Origin of the sequence: Mycobacterium lentiflavum, from assembly GCF_022374895.2 — a bacterium.
Lineage (GTDB): Bacteria > Actinomycetota > Actinomycetes > Mycobacteriales > Mycobacteriaceae > Mycobacterium > Mycobacterium lentiflavum.
The window spans coordinates 3,002,934-3,016,912 of sequence record NZ_CP092423.2 but is presented as its reverse complement, the minus strand read 5'-3'; the positions used below and the strand labels follow the sequence as shown (position 1 = coordinate 3,016,912).

The window sequence follows — 13,979 nt, the reverse complement described above, 5'->3', positions numbered from 1 at the left end:
GAGTCAGGTAGCGGCTCAGCCAGTCCAACAAGCGCTGCCAGCCGTCGGCTGCGGCGATAGCGCTGCAGCGGGTTCACCTTCGCGAGTATCCGCTGCGGCATCGTGGTTGACACCCGTGCGGCGAGCGAGTTTATTTGCGGCTATGACAGAAGTTTCTATGATCGCGGTCGAGGATGTCGTACTCGGGATGTGGCGGGCGCTTTCGCGGCGGGATTGGGATGCGGTCAAGACGTTCTTGGCAGACGACTGCCTCTACGTCGACATGCCGGTTCCCGCGGTGTCGGCGCGCGGACCCGAAGACACCGTGAAACGCCTCAAAATTGGACTCGAGCACCTGGCGGGTTACGAGAACCACGACGGTGTGCTGCTGTCCAACGGCACCGACGTGATGTATGAACACTCGGAAACCTGGACGTTCAGCTCGGGGGAACGAGGTGTACTGAGATTCGTCACGGTACATAAGGTCGTCGACGGCAAGATCACGGTCTGGAAAGACTATTGGGACATGAACAGCCTGGTCAGCTTCGCGCCGCCGAACCACTTCGAGGCGTTGGCGAATGCCGATACGTCCTGGGTTTTCGATGCTACGGGTCTGATCTGACCCATCTTTCATTCACTAATGGACAAATAATTGGGCTAGTGGTTACCCATGAGTATCATCTAGCGCGATACAGCAGATCTCAGTTATGATCTGCACCGGCCGAATCGGTCTGAATGCGGTGGTGGGCGCCTTCAAGCCAGCTATTTGTTGTTCGGAGTCGGGAGCGGCCATTTTTGGGCCTCCTGACGCCGAGACCCGGCTTGGCCAGAGCCGGGTGATACCTGGATGAATGGAGTGCAATGTCGCGCATAACCAGCAAAGTCGGTGTCGCCATGATCCTGGGCTTCACGGCCGTAACGGCTTCCGGATGTTCGCCGGTCCTGTCGCTTTTCTCTTTCTGATGCCCTGACCGGCGAGGAGTCTGCGGCGCTTTAGGCCGTCGTCGGCGAACACGGCCGGTGCTCGCCGACGACGAGCCAACGCCGCGGTGCGGCGCGGATCTTCGCCGACTTCCGACGCATGCGGAATGCCGTATGAGTTTGCTATAAGTGGTGTTGAAGGTAGCCCATCCCGGCGCGTTTGTTGTGTTCTGCGACGGCCGCGGCTACTCGCGGATACCTGGCACAGCAACCTATGTCGGCTCCCCTGTGCACCCGGCTCAGGCCTGAATTCGATGCTGGGCGTCTTCCTGCCAGCTACCAGCTGTGCAGAGTTCGGAGTAGCGCTTTGCGCCTCTCCTGAGGTCTCTGCCACTACGGCGTCATTCGAGCCGGGTGAGTCCTGGATGAACGGAATACTACATGTCACGCGCCGTCAGCAAATTCGGTATCCCGCTCATCCCCCGTGCCGCGATGCTGACCCTCCGGGTGTTCGCCGTCGCATTCGCTGAACTCTGTCTGAGCGTCGAGGTGATCCGGCATCCTGGCTGAGTTTTCGGCAACGCAGATTTTTGCGGAGATCAGTTCACCCGTCGACTTTCCAGCCGACAAAAGTCCACTTCATCGCCGTTTCTGGTGGTCATGTACGCGTAGACGTTGTTCGCCTCAGCGACACGTGCACATTACTTCTTGGTAAAGGTGGCATGTCTACTAGATCTCGGGTTACTATCGGCACCGGCCGAATCGGGTCTGAATGCGATGGTGGGCGCCTTCATGCCAGCTAATTGTTGTTCGGAGTCGGGAGCGGCCGTTTTTTGCGCTCCTGACGCCATAAGCCCGGCTCCAACTTGAGTCGGGTGCAAACCGGGACGAATGGAGTGCGTTATGTCACGTGTAACCAGCAAACTCAGTGTTGCCGTAATCCTTGCTGTTACCGCTGCTACGGCCACCGGCTGCACGCCGGTGTTGTCGCTCATCAACATCTCGATGTGAGCCTGCGTGGCTCGACGCGCTGTGCGCCTCTCACGCGTCGGTGAACGCTGAGTGGGCTGTTTGCTACGGTATGGGGCCTTGGGCACGACATGACGCCCTCGGGTAGGCATCAGGTGTCCGTACGGTGCGGTTGTTCGTCAACGGCTTCTCACAAGTCAGTCGCTGCACACGTCAGTCGCTGCGCGCATGGACACGCGCGCGGGGCTGGCTGATCGCCTGCGGGGTTAGCGAGCGCGCTGGGTGCCCCAAGCACCGCACGCCGGCACGTTCAACGCGTGCCTGACGGTGTCGTCGTCTGTCCGGGCCGGTTTGGTCCGCGGTCCGGACAGACCGCGCGGGGGTGCCGCTCAGGGGACGGCAGCACCATCGTGGCCGCCGCGGCGACTGGGAGGTGCGCCCGAGACCGCTGCAATTTCAGTGCGTAGGGCTGAGCGCGAAGGCAATGGAAATGGAGTTCCGATCGCCGGCGTGCGCTGGCTAACTCCTCGCAGGGCATGATATGCCGTGTTCGAAATGGTTTCGTCGTGCTGGACATCGCCGGAAACGAGATCCAACAGTGTCCGCGGGCCAACCACTACATACGGCGCGGTGATCTGCGACGCTTAAATTACTTCGCGACGGGGAGGGGGGACGTGATGGCGCGCTTTGAAACCGAAATGGAAGCCTGTCCTCATTGCCGACGGGCAGCCGAGGCGACGGTTGAGTACATCCGCGACAGTGACGGCAAGGTCATCCGCAGGCGGGTGCGGGACATCAACTGCCAATACGCCGACTGCCCGGGCAGTCAAGTGCCGCCGCACTGGGGCTAGCCACCGTTGCTCATCGCGAGAGCCGTCGCGGAGCCGCTCCCGACCGCGTTGCGGCGTCTCGGAGTGTCCCGCCGCAGTCAGGAATTTAGCCCTTGCAGCCGCCGACACGCGGTGTAGCCGCCGGGGTTCCGGTCGCGTCCCGACCGCATCCCTTTGTGCCAGCGTATTTCCCGGTGATCTTGATTTGAAATACATTGCGCAGCAACAGCTTTCGAATGGACATACCGCTTGCCTGGGAAGCGGCTCAGAATCGTACCGATTGAACGCAATAGGTGAAAAAATTTTGCGGCGATTTCGGGAAAACACTCGTGATCAAGCTATTTCGCGTCGTATTGTACGTGTGTCTCGGGCAGCAGATCGGCTCTCTGGTAACAGATTGTCCTTAGACGAACGGGGGTAACACCATGTCACGTCTCAGCAGTAAATTTGTCGTCGCCTTGATCCTCGGCTTCACCGCGCTTACGGCATCAGGGTGCACGATCCCGCTCACCATCGATCCAGGTGGCTCCGGCCTAGTCTTCACGCCATAGCGCAGCGCTTGTTAGTCGTGGGGTGAATCCGCGATAATCCCTGTGCGAGCAGGGATTATCGCGGATCCCTCGCTTTGGGCCCCTGGGCTTAGCCAACGTGTGCTGTGCAGCGCTCTTTCGGCGGGATGCATCTTACGGCAGCCCGTCTCCCGGATATGGCCTATCTCAACGCCTTTGGGCGTCTGCAGCTAGGAGCGGGCGACCTATGTACGGCTAGCTGTCTTCGTTGGCGTTAGACGCCAACGAAAGCAGTAGTGCTATGGCACAAGTACTTTCGACTTGGATTCCGGTGACCGTCACGGTTTCGGGTGCAGCTTCACGGTACGCCCGAAGCGCGCGAACCGCTTATCCGTGACCAAGATGAATCGTTGATCGCTAGCCTGGAATGCAGGTGAATTGACCGCAATCAATGGTGAGTGGGACTGTGCACCCCGATGCGGTAAGGGCGGTAAAACCGAGGATCAAGGCGACGATGATCTTGTTCGTGCAACGTGACATGGCAGTTCCCCCGTTCGTCTTTGAACGATCTATTGCCAGCTATATGGACTTGTATACGCCCGAGTGACCCGGGAAGTTTGAGTGTACGCCGCAAGCTCGCTGAACCAAAGGGTTTGGTGGTGCGGACGAGCCTCACGCAGGACCGCGCCGGCGCCGCTGCTCGTGTGTTTATCCGGCAAGCCAACGAGTTTCGTGCCGAGGGCGCCATTCATTCATTGGGCGAAATGCATAGCTAACACATGAATAGCCATTGCTATGCAGCTTTTCCGTGCTGTACACAAAGCCGGACCGGGTCGCGCTTGCATTTGACCTTCACCCAGCCATGCCGGCTGACTCGGGCGGCCGTACCGATGACAACGCGCGCTGCCGGTTGGAGACGAATCGACTAAGACTCAGCGAGTTGTTTGAGGCACCGCAGCGTGTCGGACAGCGTGCGGCCCACCTGACGCACTGCGATTCGATCGGCGATGTAGGCCAGGATTCCCCCCGGTGCCTGATATGACAGCCGGAAAGTCACTTTCGTTTGGCCGGCAGCCCCGTCTCGCAGCCGGATGCGCCCCCGCAGCGTGACGCCGGTGATACCCACCCAGGCCAGGTCGCGGCGCTCATCGAATTCGACCACCTCGATCAGGCCGCCAACCGGCACCGACCCAATCTTCCAATGGACGGTATAGCGGGCACCTACGCCGGCAGCTTGCTCGTTCGCTGCTTCCCATCGTTCGAGGTTCGTCATGAAGGTCGGGTAGCAGTCCGGGTCGCTGACGATCTTCCAAACGGCCGCGCGGTCCGCCTGGATGACGCATCGGCGTTCGACGCGCATCAGCCGATCACCGGTAGACGGCGTTTGGCGGCGAGCCGGTCGACGGCGCCCTGCAGACTGGCGATGACCTTGTCATGCACCGCTTCGTCATCGCCGTCGACGTCGATCGGTTCCTGCACCTCGATCGCGATCTTGGTGGGCAGCGGGATGTGGCCCGCCAGGTCGCCGATGTTCAAGCCCCAGGGCAGTGCCAGCGATATCGGAATGCTCTTGAGCCGCAACAATTTATCCGCCATCAGTGCTTTGGCCAGCCACTGCCCGCGGTTCAGGAACAGCGCGCTCTCCTGGCCTCCGACGGCGGCGACCGGGACGATCGGCACGCCCGCCTCCCGGGCTAGCTTCACGTATCCCATCCGGCCACCGAAGTCCACCTGGTGGCGCTGCCACGACGGCCGGAACACTTCGTAGTCGCCGCCGGGATACACCAGCAGCGCCGCGCCGGAATCCAATGCCAAACGGGCGTTCTCGGGGTTGGCGGCGACGGTGCCGAACTTGCGCAGCCAGCCCAGCGGCGGTGCTGAGACGACGAGGTTGTGGGCCAGCTGGTAGAACGGCCGCTCGACGCCGAAGTACGAACAGAACGCGAGCGTGAATACGAAGGTGTCCGGGGGCACGTTTCCGCCGCTGTGGTTGCCCACCAGCAACACCGGACCTTCGTTGGGTATCCGATCCAATCCCCGGACGTCTGCGCGGAAATACAGCGACGCGAGGAGCCAGGTGCCCGGCAGCTGGTCGCGGATGTAGTCGGGATCTCGCTGGTCGAGGTCGGCCTTGGGGACTCTGGACACGACCTGCCTGCGGGTCCAGTCAATGGCCTCTGCTACGAGCCCCATGTCCGCTTCCTGTCCTCAGCGTGCTTCGGGGTCGATTACCCGGATTACCGGTCTTTTACACCGCGATTCGTAAAGCGGCCGAAAACCGTTGCACCACAACGTTGCCCCTCGGTAACTAAGCGGCGTTAAGCAGTGGTCGTATGCGCCGGGATTCTGTTTGGTTTCGATGTAGACCGGACCGACCAGGCCGCCGTACCGCCCCCGGGATAGGTCGGCTGCGGGACCAGGTGGGTGTGATAGAAGCGGAAGCCCGCGGGGCCGGGCACAGATGCGATCCGCCGCATCTCGTGGGCGAGCAGGCAATGGTCGCTCCGGCCTGAGCGGGACCTGCGGCTACTGCCGCCAGCCCGGCCCATTTGAGGAAGTCACGTCTCTCCACGAAACGCCTTGTCTGGGGAACCGACGCTTCGCCATCTCCCCTCAGCACGATAGTCGGACTTCGGCCTCAGTGACCGGGAGCGTCGAGACGATAGACACGGGCGGCGTTCTGGTGGGAAATCAGATCGACAACCCGCATTGCGTCGCGTTCGCACCATTCGCCGTCGTCGACAAATCCGCTCAGTGTTCGGTGAATACCCCTGCGCCACAACGCCGCGCCCAAATAGTGCAATTCCACCGGCCCGAAGCCATCCGACGAATACAGGATCTTGTGAAACGGTGCCATCTCCAGCAGACGGGCGATGAACGCCGGTGCCCGGGCGCCCAGGTAGTTGATGCTCAATCCGCCGTCGAGGTAGACGTTGTTGAAAGCCTGGGCGAGGTAGCCTGCCTCGCGCTCGTAGGGGTAGCAGTGCAGCAACATGACCGGCGCATCGCCGGATTGACGCAGAAAATCGAGCAGGTACAGCGGATTAGCTTTGTGCAGGTCGCAGTCGCGGTCGCCAATCCCAACGTGGAATTGCAGCGGCTTGCCGAGACGTAATGCCTGGTGCAGCCCGAAACGCAGCAGAACTCGATCCTGTAACCGGGTTCCGCCGAGATCCCGCCACCGCTGCGCGGCCTGGGCTACTTCGGCCGCGCTCGGCTCGGTCAGGTCGCCGTCGAAACCGCCGCGGTAGGCCAGGATCGACTTCGTGCCGACCGCACCGGCGGCACGCTCGTGCAGGATCTCCGCGAATGCCGAGGCGTAATCGCCGGGCGCCCGGGCGGCCTGCTCGGCCACCTGCTCGAGGCGAACGATCTCGTGTACCCGGTTTCCTGACAGTGTGCACAATTGCGAGATATCTGTGGTGCCGGCGCCGATGCCGGTGTCCATCAGCCAGTCGCTCACTCCGGCGGCGGGCAGAAACAGGCGCGCCAGCTCGGTTTCGGTGAATGCGCTGCGGCGCTCCCAATAGTCTTGTGGATCGCCGTGTTTCGGCAATCCGAGGATGGGGCCGCAGTGGGCACGCACCGCGAAGCCCAGCTGTGAGTCGAAGCCCGAGTCGGTCAGTGGCTCGGTATTGGCCTCGTTGAGGGCGTTCTCGAACCGCTGCCGGTCCCCCGGCTCCAACCAGCAGCCGTGGACGTGGTGGTCGATCAGCGCCACTTCGCCGATGTGGTCGGCGAGAGTTGACGAGTCGGCCACCGCTACAGGCTCCACGCCATCCGGAACTTGTCGGCCAGCTGCTCGGGGCCGAGATCGCCGTAGCAGTTGTGTTCCAGGCGCCGGACCGCGACGATCACGTCGACCGCGGCGTTGCCCAAAATGGTGCGTAACAGTTCCGAATTATCCAGTGCGGCAACACTATCTGGTTGGTTTTGGGTGAGGGGTACGATGCCGATACGTTGTTGCTCCGAATCGGACAGCTTTGCCGGGTCGACGGTGATCTCCGGTGGTAGTGTCGCGTTGCGCTGGATTCCGTCGAGTGCTAGTCCCAAGATCGCGGCCGACGCGAAATACGGGTTCGCCGAGGGGTCGATGATTTTCACCTCGACATTCGCGTTGTTTCCCCCGCCTTTGATGAATCGCACTGCGGCTTCCCGATTCTCGGTACCCCAGCAGGCGTAGGCTCCCGCCCAGTTGCCCGGTTGCAGGCGCAGGCCGGACACGATCGACCCGCACAGCACGCCCTGTGCCTCCGGCAATCCGCCAAGCACTCCCGCTATCGCGCTCTGTCCCGCCTGCGTCATGCCTGCGACGCCCCCGCCACCGGAAAACAGCGGACCCTCCGGCGTTGTCAGCGAGAAGTGCTGGTGCGCACCGGATCCGACATCGTCAGCGAAGGGCACCGGCGACAGACTGACGCGCAAACCATGGCGGCGGGCGGCGCGGCTGACAATGATCCGGGTCAGTACCAATTGGTCCGCGGCGGCGACTGGTGACAGCGGCCTCAGCGAGATCTCGAACTGGTTGGCACCGTACTCCGGATGGAGTTGCTCGATCCCGACGCCGCTGCTCGCCGCCGACGCAATGACATCGCGGACGAATGCCTCGCGCTCGAGGACGCCGACCAGACCGTATTGCGCCCAGAGCGTGGACGGCAGCCGCCTACCGTCCGGATCGACCAGAACGAATTCGATTTCATGGCCGATCGTCGCCTCAATGCCGGCTGTCGCGAGTGCGGCCTCTACCCGGCGCAACGTTGTCCGGCTGCACGCGGGAACCGGCGCGCCGTCCTGTTCGAAGAACGAGCCGGGTGCCCACGCCAACCCGTCGCCGATGCCGCGCAGCGCCGACAAGTCGATGCGCACACGCTGATCACCGATCACACCAACGTCTTCGGTGAACGCGATACCGGTCTGGTCGATGGCGAACCCGTGCCATGAAGGGCTGGCGCCCAGGCCGGGGTCGACGAAGGCGTTGGTGCGCCGGATCGGCACGGCCTTGGCGTGGGTGAGGCCGGCGGGATTCACCACGGTGCCGATCACGGTATCGACGCCCTCGGCCTCCAGCTGGGCGACCGAAGCCGCGGCGAGGGGGGTGGCTGTCATCGCCGCCTCATCGGCGGATCCGGTTGGCGACTATGCCCGGCTCGGCAGGGTCAGCATGCAGGTCTGGCCGATGTCGAGGGTCCGCAGCATCCGCCCCATGCCGACCCAGAGGGCGCAGGACATGGCGAGGTCGGCGAGTAGCTCCTCGGTGAAGTGTTCGTTGGCTCGGCTCCAGAAGTCTTCGTCATCGCGCAACTTGGTGTGTTCCGTGCCGAAACGGTGCGCGAACTCGGCGGCCAGTCGCTCCTGTTCGCTGAATCCCGGCCACGTGCGCCAGTCCAGCGCATGCTCATACAGCTCTTCGTCGACGCCCGCGGCCGGCCCGTCGGCGTCGCGCGTGTTAATGCACACGGTGCACTCGTTGTCGTGGGCGATCACGGCGCGCGCGATTTCGCGGGTGCGCATCGGCAGCCGGTTCTTGGTGTACACGGCCTGGCTGAAGTTGGCGATTGCGCCGCCGAGGTCCGGAGACTTCGTGGCCCAGCTGTAGATGTCGTCGTCAGCGAATGTTCCGATTCGGCTCATGGCGTGATGGTACGCCCGCGCCCGCGATTCTTGGAACACGTTCTAGTATCTGCCGCCGGCGGCCGCCTCCAGGCGGCCGGTGTTGGGCGCGTCGTCGTGCCAATCGCGTTGAGCCAGAACGCGGTGGGCGATGTGCTGCAGCGCGATTTCGACTGCGCGGCGGTCCGGTCGGCCCTGATAACTGGGCGAACGCGACAGCTTGTCGACGATCCAGCCCAACAGCAACGAATAGACGTAGTCGACTTGCTCAGCCCCGGCCGGGGTCAGCCACATTTGATCGCCGTCGCGTTGCACGTAGCCGCTAGCGACCAAGCGACCGAAGGTGGGCTCGATGACCTCGAACGGGATCCGCATCGAGTCGCCGATATCGCTGAGGCGGGCCGTCCCATACATCTGCCCGAAGCGGTAGATGCGCATCACGCCCCACAGCCCGGCCACGTCGAGGCGACAGTCGGGTCGCATCGCGATACTGCGCAACCGTACGCCGGGGTCTCCGCGCAGCATACGCGCAATCGCGTTCTCCAACAGCCGTTCTGAAGTGTCGGTGGTCGGCATCCCGAATCCGTCACCGAGATCGACTGCGCTGTTGTGGATGTCCCGCAGAGGGATCTCACGCAAGAACAACGCGAGGACGAACCCGACCAGGGCAACCGGTGCGGCCCAGAAAAACACCTCGCTCAGTGACTCGGAATAGGCCGCCACGATCGGGGCGGCCACACTATGTGGCTGACGATGCAGGGCACCCGGTGAACTCACCGCGTCGGGCACCGCGCCGCTGGCCGCCAGGGCCGCGGGCATCCGCCCGTCGAGGAAGTTCGAAAACAGCGAACCGAAGATCGCGGCGCCGAACGAACTACCGATGGTGCGGAAGAACGTCACACCCGAGGTGGCGACACCGAGATCCTCGAAGTTCGAGGTGTTCTGCACGATGAGGACCAGTACCTGCATCGACAATCCGATGCCGGCCCCCAGGATGACCAGGTAGAGGGACTGAACCAGTGCCGAGGTGGACGGGGTCATCCGCGACATCAGCAGAAACGCCAGAGCCATCAGGGCGGTACCGGTGACCGGAAAGATCTTGTAGCGGCCCGTCTTGCCGACCAGGGTGCCGCTGCCGGTCGAGGTGATCAGCATCCCGATCACCATTGGCAGCGTGCGCAGCCCCGACGTCGTCGCCGAGACTCCGTTGACGTACTGCATGTAGGTCGGCAGAAACGTCATCGCGCCCAGCATCGCGAAACCGACCACGAACGACAACACGCAGCAGACCGTGAACACCGGGCTGGCGAACAGCCGAGTCGGCAGGATCGGCTGGGGGACCCGGCTTTCGATCCAAACGAAGGCGGCCAGCGCCGCGGCGGCGCCGACGAACAATGCGATGATCGTCGGCGAGCCCCACGGGTACAGGGTGCCGCCCCAACTGGTCGCCAGGGTCACGCCGGCGGCGCCCAGTCCGACCAACACAATTCCGCCATAGTCGATGACGGGCTTGGTGGATGCCGCCAGCGCCGGAATGGCCGCTGCCGCAACGAAGATGACCAGCACCGAGATCGGAACGTTCACCCAAAACGCCCACCGCCAGGTCAGGTAGTCGGTGAAGTAGCCGCCAAGCAACGGGCCGACGACCGTCGTGACCCCGAAGACCGCGCCCAGAATGCCTTGGTAGCGGCCGCGTTCACGCAGGGGGACGACCTCACCGATCAGCGCGCTGGCCGTGACGGTGATCCCCCCACCGCCGATGCCCTGCAGCGCCCGCGACCCGACCAACATGGCCATCGATTGGGACAGCCCGCACGACACCGACCCGACGACAAAGAACACGATGGCGGCCTGAAACACGCGTTTGCGGCCGAACACGTCACCGAGCTTGCCGACCAGTGCGGTGACGATCGTCGACGCCAGCAGGTAGCTGGTGACGACCCAGGATTGATGGCCGGCGTCGCCCAGGTCGGCGACGATGGTCGGCAAGGCGGTCGCGACGATGGTCTGGTCCAGCGCGGCGAGCAGCATCCCGAGCACGATCGCGACGAAGATCAGGTTTCGACGTCGCGGGGTGATCAACGCACCGCTGGCCGTGGGATCCACCACAACGGGATTGGCTTGAGTTGCCGCGCTGGACGTTGCTCTCGGGCTCGTCATGCCTGCCTTCCCGTCGGCGTTCGATGCTAACGGGTGCCCAGGGTTAACCCGCGGCAATCGCGCCGCGGGTCAGTGAAACCAAATCGGGACTACGCGATCGAGCCCGGCGGCCGGGACACGCATTGCGCCAAGTACAGCGGCTCGCCCAGCTTCTCCATCAGCTGCAGCTGCGTCTCCAGATAGTCGACGTGGTTTTCCTCGTCGGCGATGATCTTCTCCAACAAGAAGGCGCTGGTGCTGTCTTCTTTTGCGCGGCACATGATCACGCCGGGCTTGAGCCGGGCCAAGACCTCGTATTCGATTGCCAGATCGGCCTCGAATTGCTCGCGCAGCGTCTGACCGATGCGCAACGAGAACAGGCGCTGGTAGTTCGGCAGGCCGTCCAGCAGCAAGATGCGGTCGGTGATCGCTTCGGCGTGGCGCATCTCGTCGAAGGACTCCGCGCGAGTGTGCTCGGCAATCTCGGTAAAGCCCCAGTTCTCTTGCATTTTCGAGTGCAGGAAGTACTGGTTGATCGCAGTCAGCTCACTGGTCAACTGCTCGTTGAGCAGACGCAGAACGTCGGGATCCCCTTGCATGATCACTCCTCCGGTGGTCGGGGCTGTCGTGGCTGCGCGCGGCAGGTGCGTTGCGCTGCCTCACCGCCGGCCAAGCAGCACTTTGCCACGCAAATTGGAATTGTTCCAGCAAGGTATGGCTGCGCTCACTCGCTGAAACGCCTGTTGGGAGCATAGTTAGGTTCGTCTAACCTACTTAGGATAGACTCGCTTAATGTGAGGCCTGTTCAGGCGAGTGCGGGTGAATGGGAGGACTGCTGATGTACGTGTGCTTGTGCGTCGGCGCCACCAATCACACCGTGGCTGAATGCGTGGCCCGTGGTGCCTCCACCTCGAAGGAGGTGGCGGCGCTGTGCGGTGCCGGCGGTGACTGCGGGCGGTGCCGGCGAACGCTGCGGGCGATCATCGAGGCGTCCAAGCAAGTCGACGCCGAACTCGAATCCGCGGTGTCGCGCTAGACGCGTCGCGTTTCGTTAATTCGCTCCGTTATTCAGCTGTTCTTCCGCTCCGCGAAAGAGGCCAACGCCGCGGCGTTGGCCGCAGCGCCCATCAGCTCGGCGAAATGCGCGTTCTCGCGTGCGGTTGCGGCCACGATCTCGGGCCGAATCGGTTCTGTCATAGTGTGTTTCACCGCCATCAGGCTCGAAACCGGCCGGGAAGCCAGGACTTCGGCGTATCGCCGGGTTTCGGGCAGCAGCTCTTCCGGCTCGCAGACCCGCCAGACCAGGCCCATCCGCAAGGCCTCCTGTGCATCCACCCATTCCGACGACATCAACAACCACGCGGCGTTCTGCCGGCCGATCAGCTGCGGCAGCAGATACGACGAGGCCGCTTCGGGGGCCACACCCAGGCTGGTGAACGGACACTTCAGCCGTGCCGTCGACGACATGAACGCCAGGTCGGCGTAGCCGAGGATGGTGGCGCCGATCCCGACTCCGACACCGTTCACGGCGCAAATCAGGGGTTTGGGAAACGCGCTCAGCGCGTCGATCAAGCCGGGGAATCCGTGCGTGCCCGCAGCGAAGTCGGGATCGGTGATGCGTGCCTGCATCTCGGCCAGATCGGTGCCGGCAGAAAAGCCGCGGCCGGTTCCGGTCAAGATAACGACCGCGATTTCCGGGTCCTCGGCAGCGGCCAACAGTGCCTCCGCGGTGGCGTCGTAGAGCGCTTCGTTGAAGGCGTTGAGCGCCTCGGGCCGGTTCAACGTCAGGGTGCGTACCCGGTTGGTGTCATCGATCAGCAATGTCACCGCTGCAGCCTAACCGCGCCGCGTCGCCGGCCCGAGCTCACCCGTTGCTGTAGACGCGGGTGGGCGCGATCAGCACCACGGCGCGACGTTCCATGGCCATCACGCGGTCGTATTCGTCCCAGTCGTCGTGGGTTCCGCCGGCCGTGCTGAAGACCTCGCGCAGCAGGAGCCGCAACTGGTCGCTGTCGGCAAGCCACGGTTGCGAGTCGTCGGGGCCGACCAGCTCTGCGCGGCCTTCGATAGTCGCCCATTGCCAGCCGTTGCGGAACGTGACGGCCAGTTGCGGCCGTTCCCGGAGGTTGGCGAGTTTGACTTTGCCGTAGGTGGTGAAGCCGAGGACCGACTCACCGGTATGCGGGTGGGGTAACAGGCCGACGTTGACCAGCGATGCCTGCACGGTTCCGTCGGCGCGAACCGTCGAGATCACCGCCAACCCGCTTTCCGCCGCCGCCAGCGCGACAGCGTCCTTGAGTGTTGTCATTTGCGGTCCTCACGTTCCAAAGGCTGCCTTGTATACATAGCGGCTGGTCGGCACCGTGTCGATGTTCTCGTTAGCGCCGAATGCTGTTGTACTGGCGACCATTCGGCCCAGCCGGTCCTGCAGGTCGTCGTCGTCGGCGGCCCCGAAGAATGCCTTGAGATCGGTGACCGCTTCGATCGGGAACAACTCCTCGACGATGCCCGCGATTCCCGGCGCGTCCGGAGTCAGCGCCCTCACCACCCAGTTCTGGGTATAACCGAAGGTCGACTGCGTCTCGATGGCCACCGAGGTGTGGTTGAGCTGCCAGCGGTTCAGCCACGTTGCCTGGTCCAGCCCCGCGGGCCGGCGCAGCAGCGCGATATTGGCAAAACCTGTCGTGCGGGAGCCGGGGTCACCGCCGGGATAAGGCAGCGGCACCGACTCGGTGACCAAATAGGCGGCGAGCTGTTCACATTCGGCCTCGAGGATCGCCAACGCCTTGGTCATCTGTGCGCCGTAGCACTGCTCGGTCCACATGCTCACGACGGCAACGGCCGGTGGGTCCATGGTCGTCAGCGTCATCAGCGAGTGCCGCACCCCGCTGTCTTTCACGTTGATGGCCAACCCGGGCAGGCCCAAGCCCAACAAGGCGTCCGCTACCGGACCCCGTTGGCGGGCGGTCCAATCGTCGTCCGCATCTGCGCGCCTGAGCACCGCGATCACCTTCTCCATAGG

Annotated in this window: 14 protein-coding genes and 2 pseudogenes; 4 read left to right on the top strand and 12 right to left on the bottom strand. The window is 63.4% G+C overall.

Features of this window, described 5'->3' with window-relative positions:
- Nucleotides 1-157 precede the first annotated feature (157 nt).
- From MJO58_RS14050 to MJO58_RS14040, 3 genes are all read left to right on the top strand, one after another.
- Nucleotides 158-601, top strand: a complete 444-nt coding sequence (locus MJO58_RS14050; RefSeq protein WP_090602405.1) for a limonene-1,2-epoxide hydrolase family protein — start codon at nt 158-160, stop codon at nt 599-601.
- A 740-nt stretch (nt 602-1,341) separates the two neighbouring features.
- Complete coding sequence (locus tag MJO58_RS14045) at nt 1,342-1,470, top strand: hypothetical protein (RefSeq protein WP_259608697.1); 129 nt, start codon at nt 1,342-1,344, stop codon at nt 1,468-1,470.
- Between the two features lie 965 nt (nt 1,471-2,435).
- A complete protein-coding gene (locus MJO58_RS14040; protein WP_239719791.1) occupies nt 2,436-2,720 on the top strand; it encodes a hypothetical protein in 285 nt (94 codons plus the stop codon).
- A gap of 1,413 nt (nt 2,721-4,133) precedes the next feature.
- Here the strand turns inward: MJO58_RS14040 and MJO58_RS14035 are convergent.
- From MJO58_RS14035 to bfr, 9 genes and pseudogenes are all read right to left on the bottom strand, one after another.
- Complete coding sequence (locus MJO58_RS14035) at nt 4,134-4,568, bottom strand: SRPBCC family protein (protein ID WP_090602400.1); 435 nt, start codon at nt 4,566-4,568, stop codon at nt 4,134-4,136.
- The gene (locus tag MJO58_RS14030; RefSeq protein WP_239719790.1) at nt 4,568-5,401 is read right to left on the bottom strand and encodes a lysophospholipid acyltransferase family protein; all 834 of its coding nucleotides are present in this window, start codon (nt 5,399-5,401) and stop codon (nt 4,568-4,570) included. The genes MJO58_RS14035 and MJO58_RS14030 overlap by 1 nt, the downstream gene beginning before the upstream one ends.
- Nucleotides 5,402-5,536: 135 nt before the next feature.
- Nucleotides 5,537-5,694, bottom strand: a pseudogene (locus MJO58_RS28810) (cupredoxin domain-containing protein); the annotation flags it as partial.
- Between the two features lie 26 nt (nt 5,695-5,720).
- A pseudogene (locus MJO58_RS28805) lies at nt 5,721-5,780 on the bottom strand (twin-arginine translocation signal domain-containing protein); the annotation flags it as partial.
- Nucleotides 5,781-5,846: 66 nt separating this feature from the next.
- Nucleotides 5,847-6,968: an amidohydrolase family protein gene (locus MJO58_RS14025; RefSeq protein WP_239719789.1), complete on the bottom strand. Its 1,122-nt coding sequence runs from the start codon at nt 6,966-6,968 to the stop codon at nt 5,847-5,849.
- 2 nt (nt 6,969-6,970) lie between these two features.
- Nucleotides 6,971-8,314, bottom strand: a complete 1,344-nt coding sequence (locus MJO58_RS14020) for a type I glutamate--ammonia ligase (RefSeq protein ID WP_239719788.1) — start codon at nt 8,312-8,314, stop codon at nt 6,971-6,973.
- A gap of 30 nt (nt 8,315-8,344) precedes the next feature.
- Nucleotides 8,345-8,839 carry a carboxymuconolactone decarboxylase family protein gene (locus MJO58_RS14015; RefSeq protein ID WP_239719787.1) on the bottom strand — a complete coding sequence of 165 codons (495 nt, stop codon included), beginning with the start codon at nt 8,837-8,839 and terminating at the stop codon, nt 8,345-8,347.
- A gap of 42 nt (nt 8,840-8,881) precedes the next feature.
- Nucleotides 8,882-10,978: an MDR family MFS transporter gene (locus tag MJO58_RS14010; RefSeq protein ID WP_239719785.1), complete on the bottom strand. Its 2,097-nt coding sequence runs from the start codon at nt 10,976-10,978 to the stop codon at nt 8,882-8,884.
- Nucleotides 10,979-11,067: 89 nt separating this feature from the next.
- Entirely contained in the window at nt 11,068-11,556 is a 489-nt protein-coding gene (gene bfr / locus MJO58_RS14005; protein ID WP_090609029.1) for a bacterioferritin, read from the bottom strand.
- Between the two features lie 239 nt (nt 11,557-11,795).
- Between bfr and MJO58_RS14000 the strand changes: the two genes are divergently transcribed.
- On the top strand, nt 11,796-11,993 hold the full coding sequence (locus MJO58_RS14000) for a (2Fe-2S)-binding protein (protein ID WP_090609026.1): 198 nt from the start codon (nt 11,796-11,798) through the stop codon (nt 11,991-11,993).
- A gap of 32 nt (nt 11,994-12,025) precedes the next feature.
- Here the strand turns inward: MJO58_RS14000 and MJO58_RS13995 are convergent, their stop codons facing one another.
- Genes MJO58_RS13995 through MJO58_RS13985 form a run of 3 tightly spaced genes read right to left on the bottom strand, consistent with a single transcriptional unit; the run spans nt 12,026 to nt 13,976 of the window.
- Nucleotides 12,026-12,784 (bottom strand): enoyl-CoA hydratase/isomerase family protein, encoded by a 759-nt coding sequence (locus MJO58_RS13995; RefSeq protein WP_239719783.1) that lies wholly within the window; start codon nt 12,782-12,784, stop codon nt 12,026-12,028.
- A 37-nt stretch (nt 12,785-12,821) separates the two neighbouring features.
- Nucleotides 12,822-13,265, bottom strand: a complete 444-nt coding sequence (locus tag MJO58_RS13990; RefSeq protein WP_239719782.1) for a PPOX class F420-dependent oxidoreductase — start codon at nt 13,263-13,265, stop codon at nt 12,822-12,824.
- Between the two features lie 9 nt (nt 13,266-13,274).
- A complete protein-coding gene (locus tag MJO58_RS13985) occupies nt 13,275-13,976 on the bottom strand; it encodes an EthD domain-containing protein (RefSeq protein WP_239719781.1) in 702 nt (233 codons plus the stop codon).
- Nucleotides 13,977-13,979 lie beyond the last annotated feature (3 nt).

Coding starts and splice junctions, on each gene's coding strand:
- MJO58_RS14050 (WP_090602405.1), top strand. CDS start 158: ATGATCGCGGTCGAGGATGTCGTACTCGGGATGTGGCGGGCGCTTTCG.
- MJO58_RS14045 (WP_259608697.1), top strand. CDS start 1,342: ATGTCACGCGCCGTCAGCAAATTCGGTATCCCGCTCATCCCCCGTGCC.
- MJO58_RS14035 (WP_090602400.1), bottom strand. CDS start 4,568: ATGCGCGTCGAACGCCGATGCGTCATCCAGGCGGACCGCGCGGCCGTT.
- MJO58_RS14030 (WP_239719790.1), bottom strand. CDS start 5,401: ATGGGGCTCGTAGCAGAGGCCATTGACTGGACCCGCAGGCAGGTCGTG.
- MJO58_RS14020 (WP_239719788.1), bottom strand. CDS start 8,314: ATGACAGCCACCCCCCTCGCCGCGGCTTCGGTCGCCCAGCTGGAGGCC.
- MJO58_RS14015 (WP_239719787.1), bottom strand. CDS start 8,839: ATGAGCCGAATCGGAACATTCGCTGACGACGACATCTACAGCTGGGCC.
- MJO58_RS14010 (WP_239719785.1), bottom strand. CDS start 10,978: ATGACGAGCCCGAGAGCAACGTCCAGCGCGGCAACTCAAGCCAATCCC.
- bfr (WP_090609029.1), bottom strand. CDS start 11,556: ATGCAAGGGGATCCCGACGTTCTGCGTCTGCTCAACGAGCAGTTGACC.
- MJO58_RS14000 (WP_090609026.1), top strand. CDS start 11,796: ATGTACGTGTGCTTGTGCGTCGGCGCCACCAATCACACCGTGGCTGAA.
- MJO58_RS13990 (WP_239719782.1), bottom strand. CDS start 13,265: ATGACAACACTCAAGGACGCTGTCGCGCTGGCGGCGGCGGAAAGCGGG.
- MJO58_RS13985 (WP_239719781.1), bottom strand. CDS start 13,976: ATGGAGAAGGTGATCGCGGTGCTCAGGCGCGCAGATGCGGACGACGAT.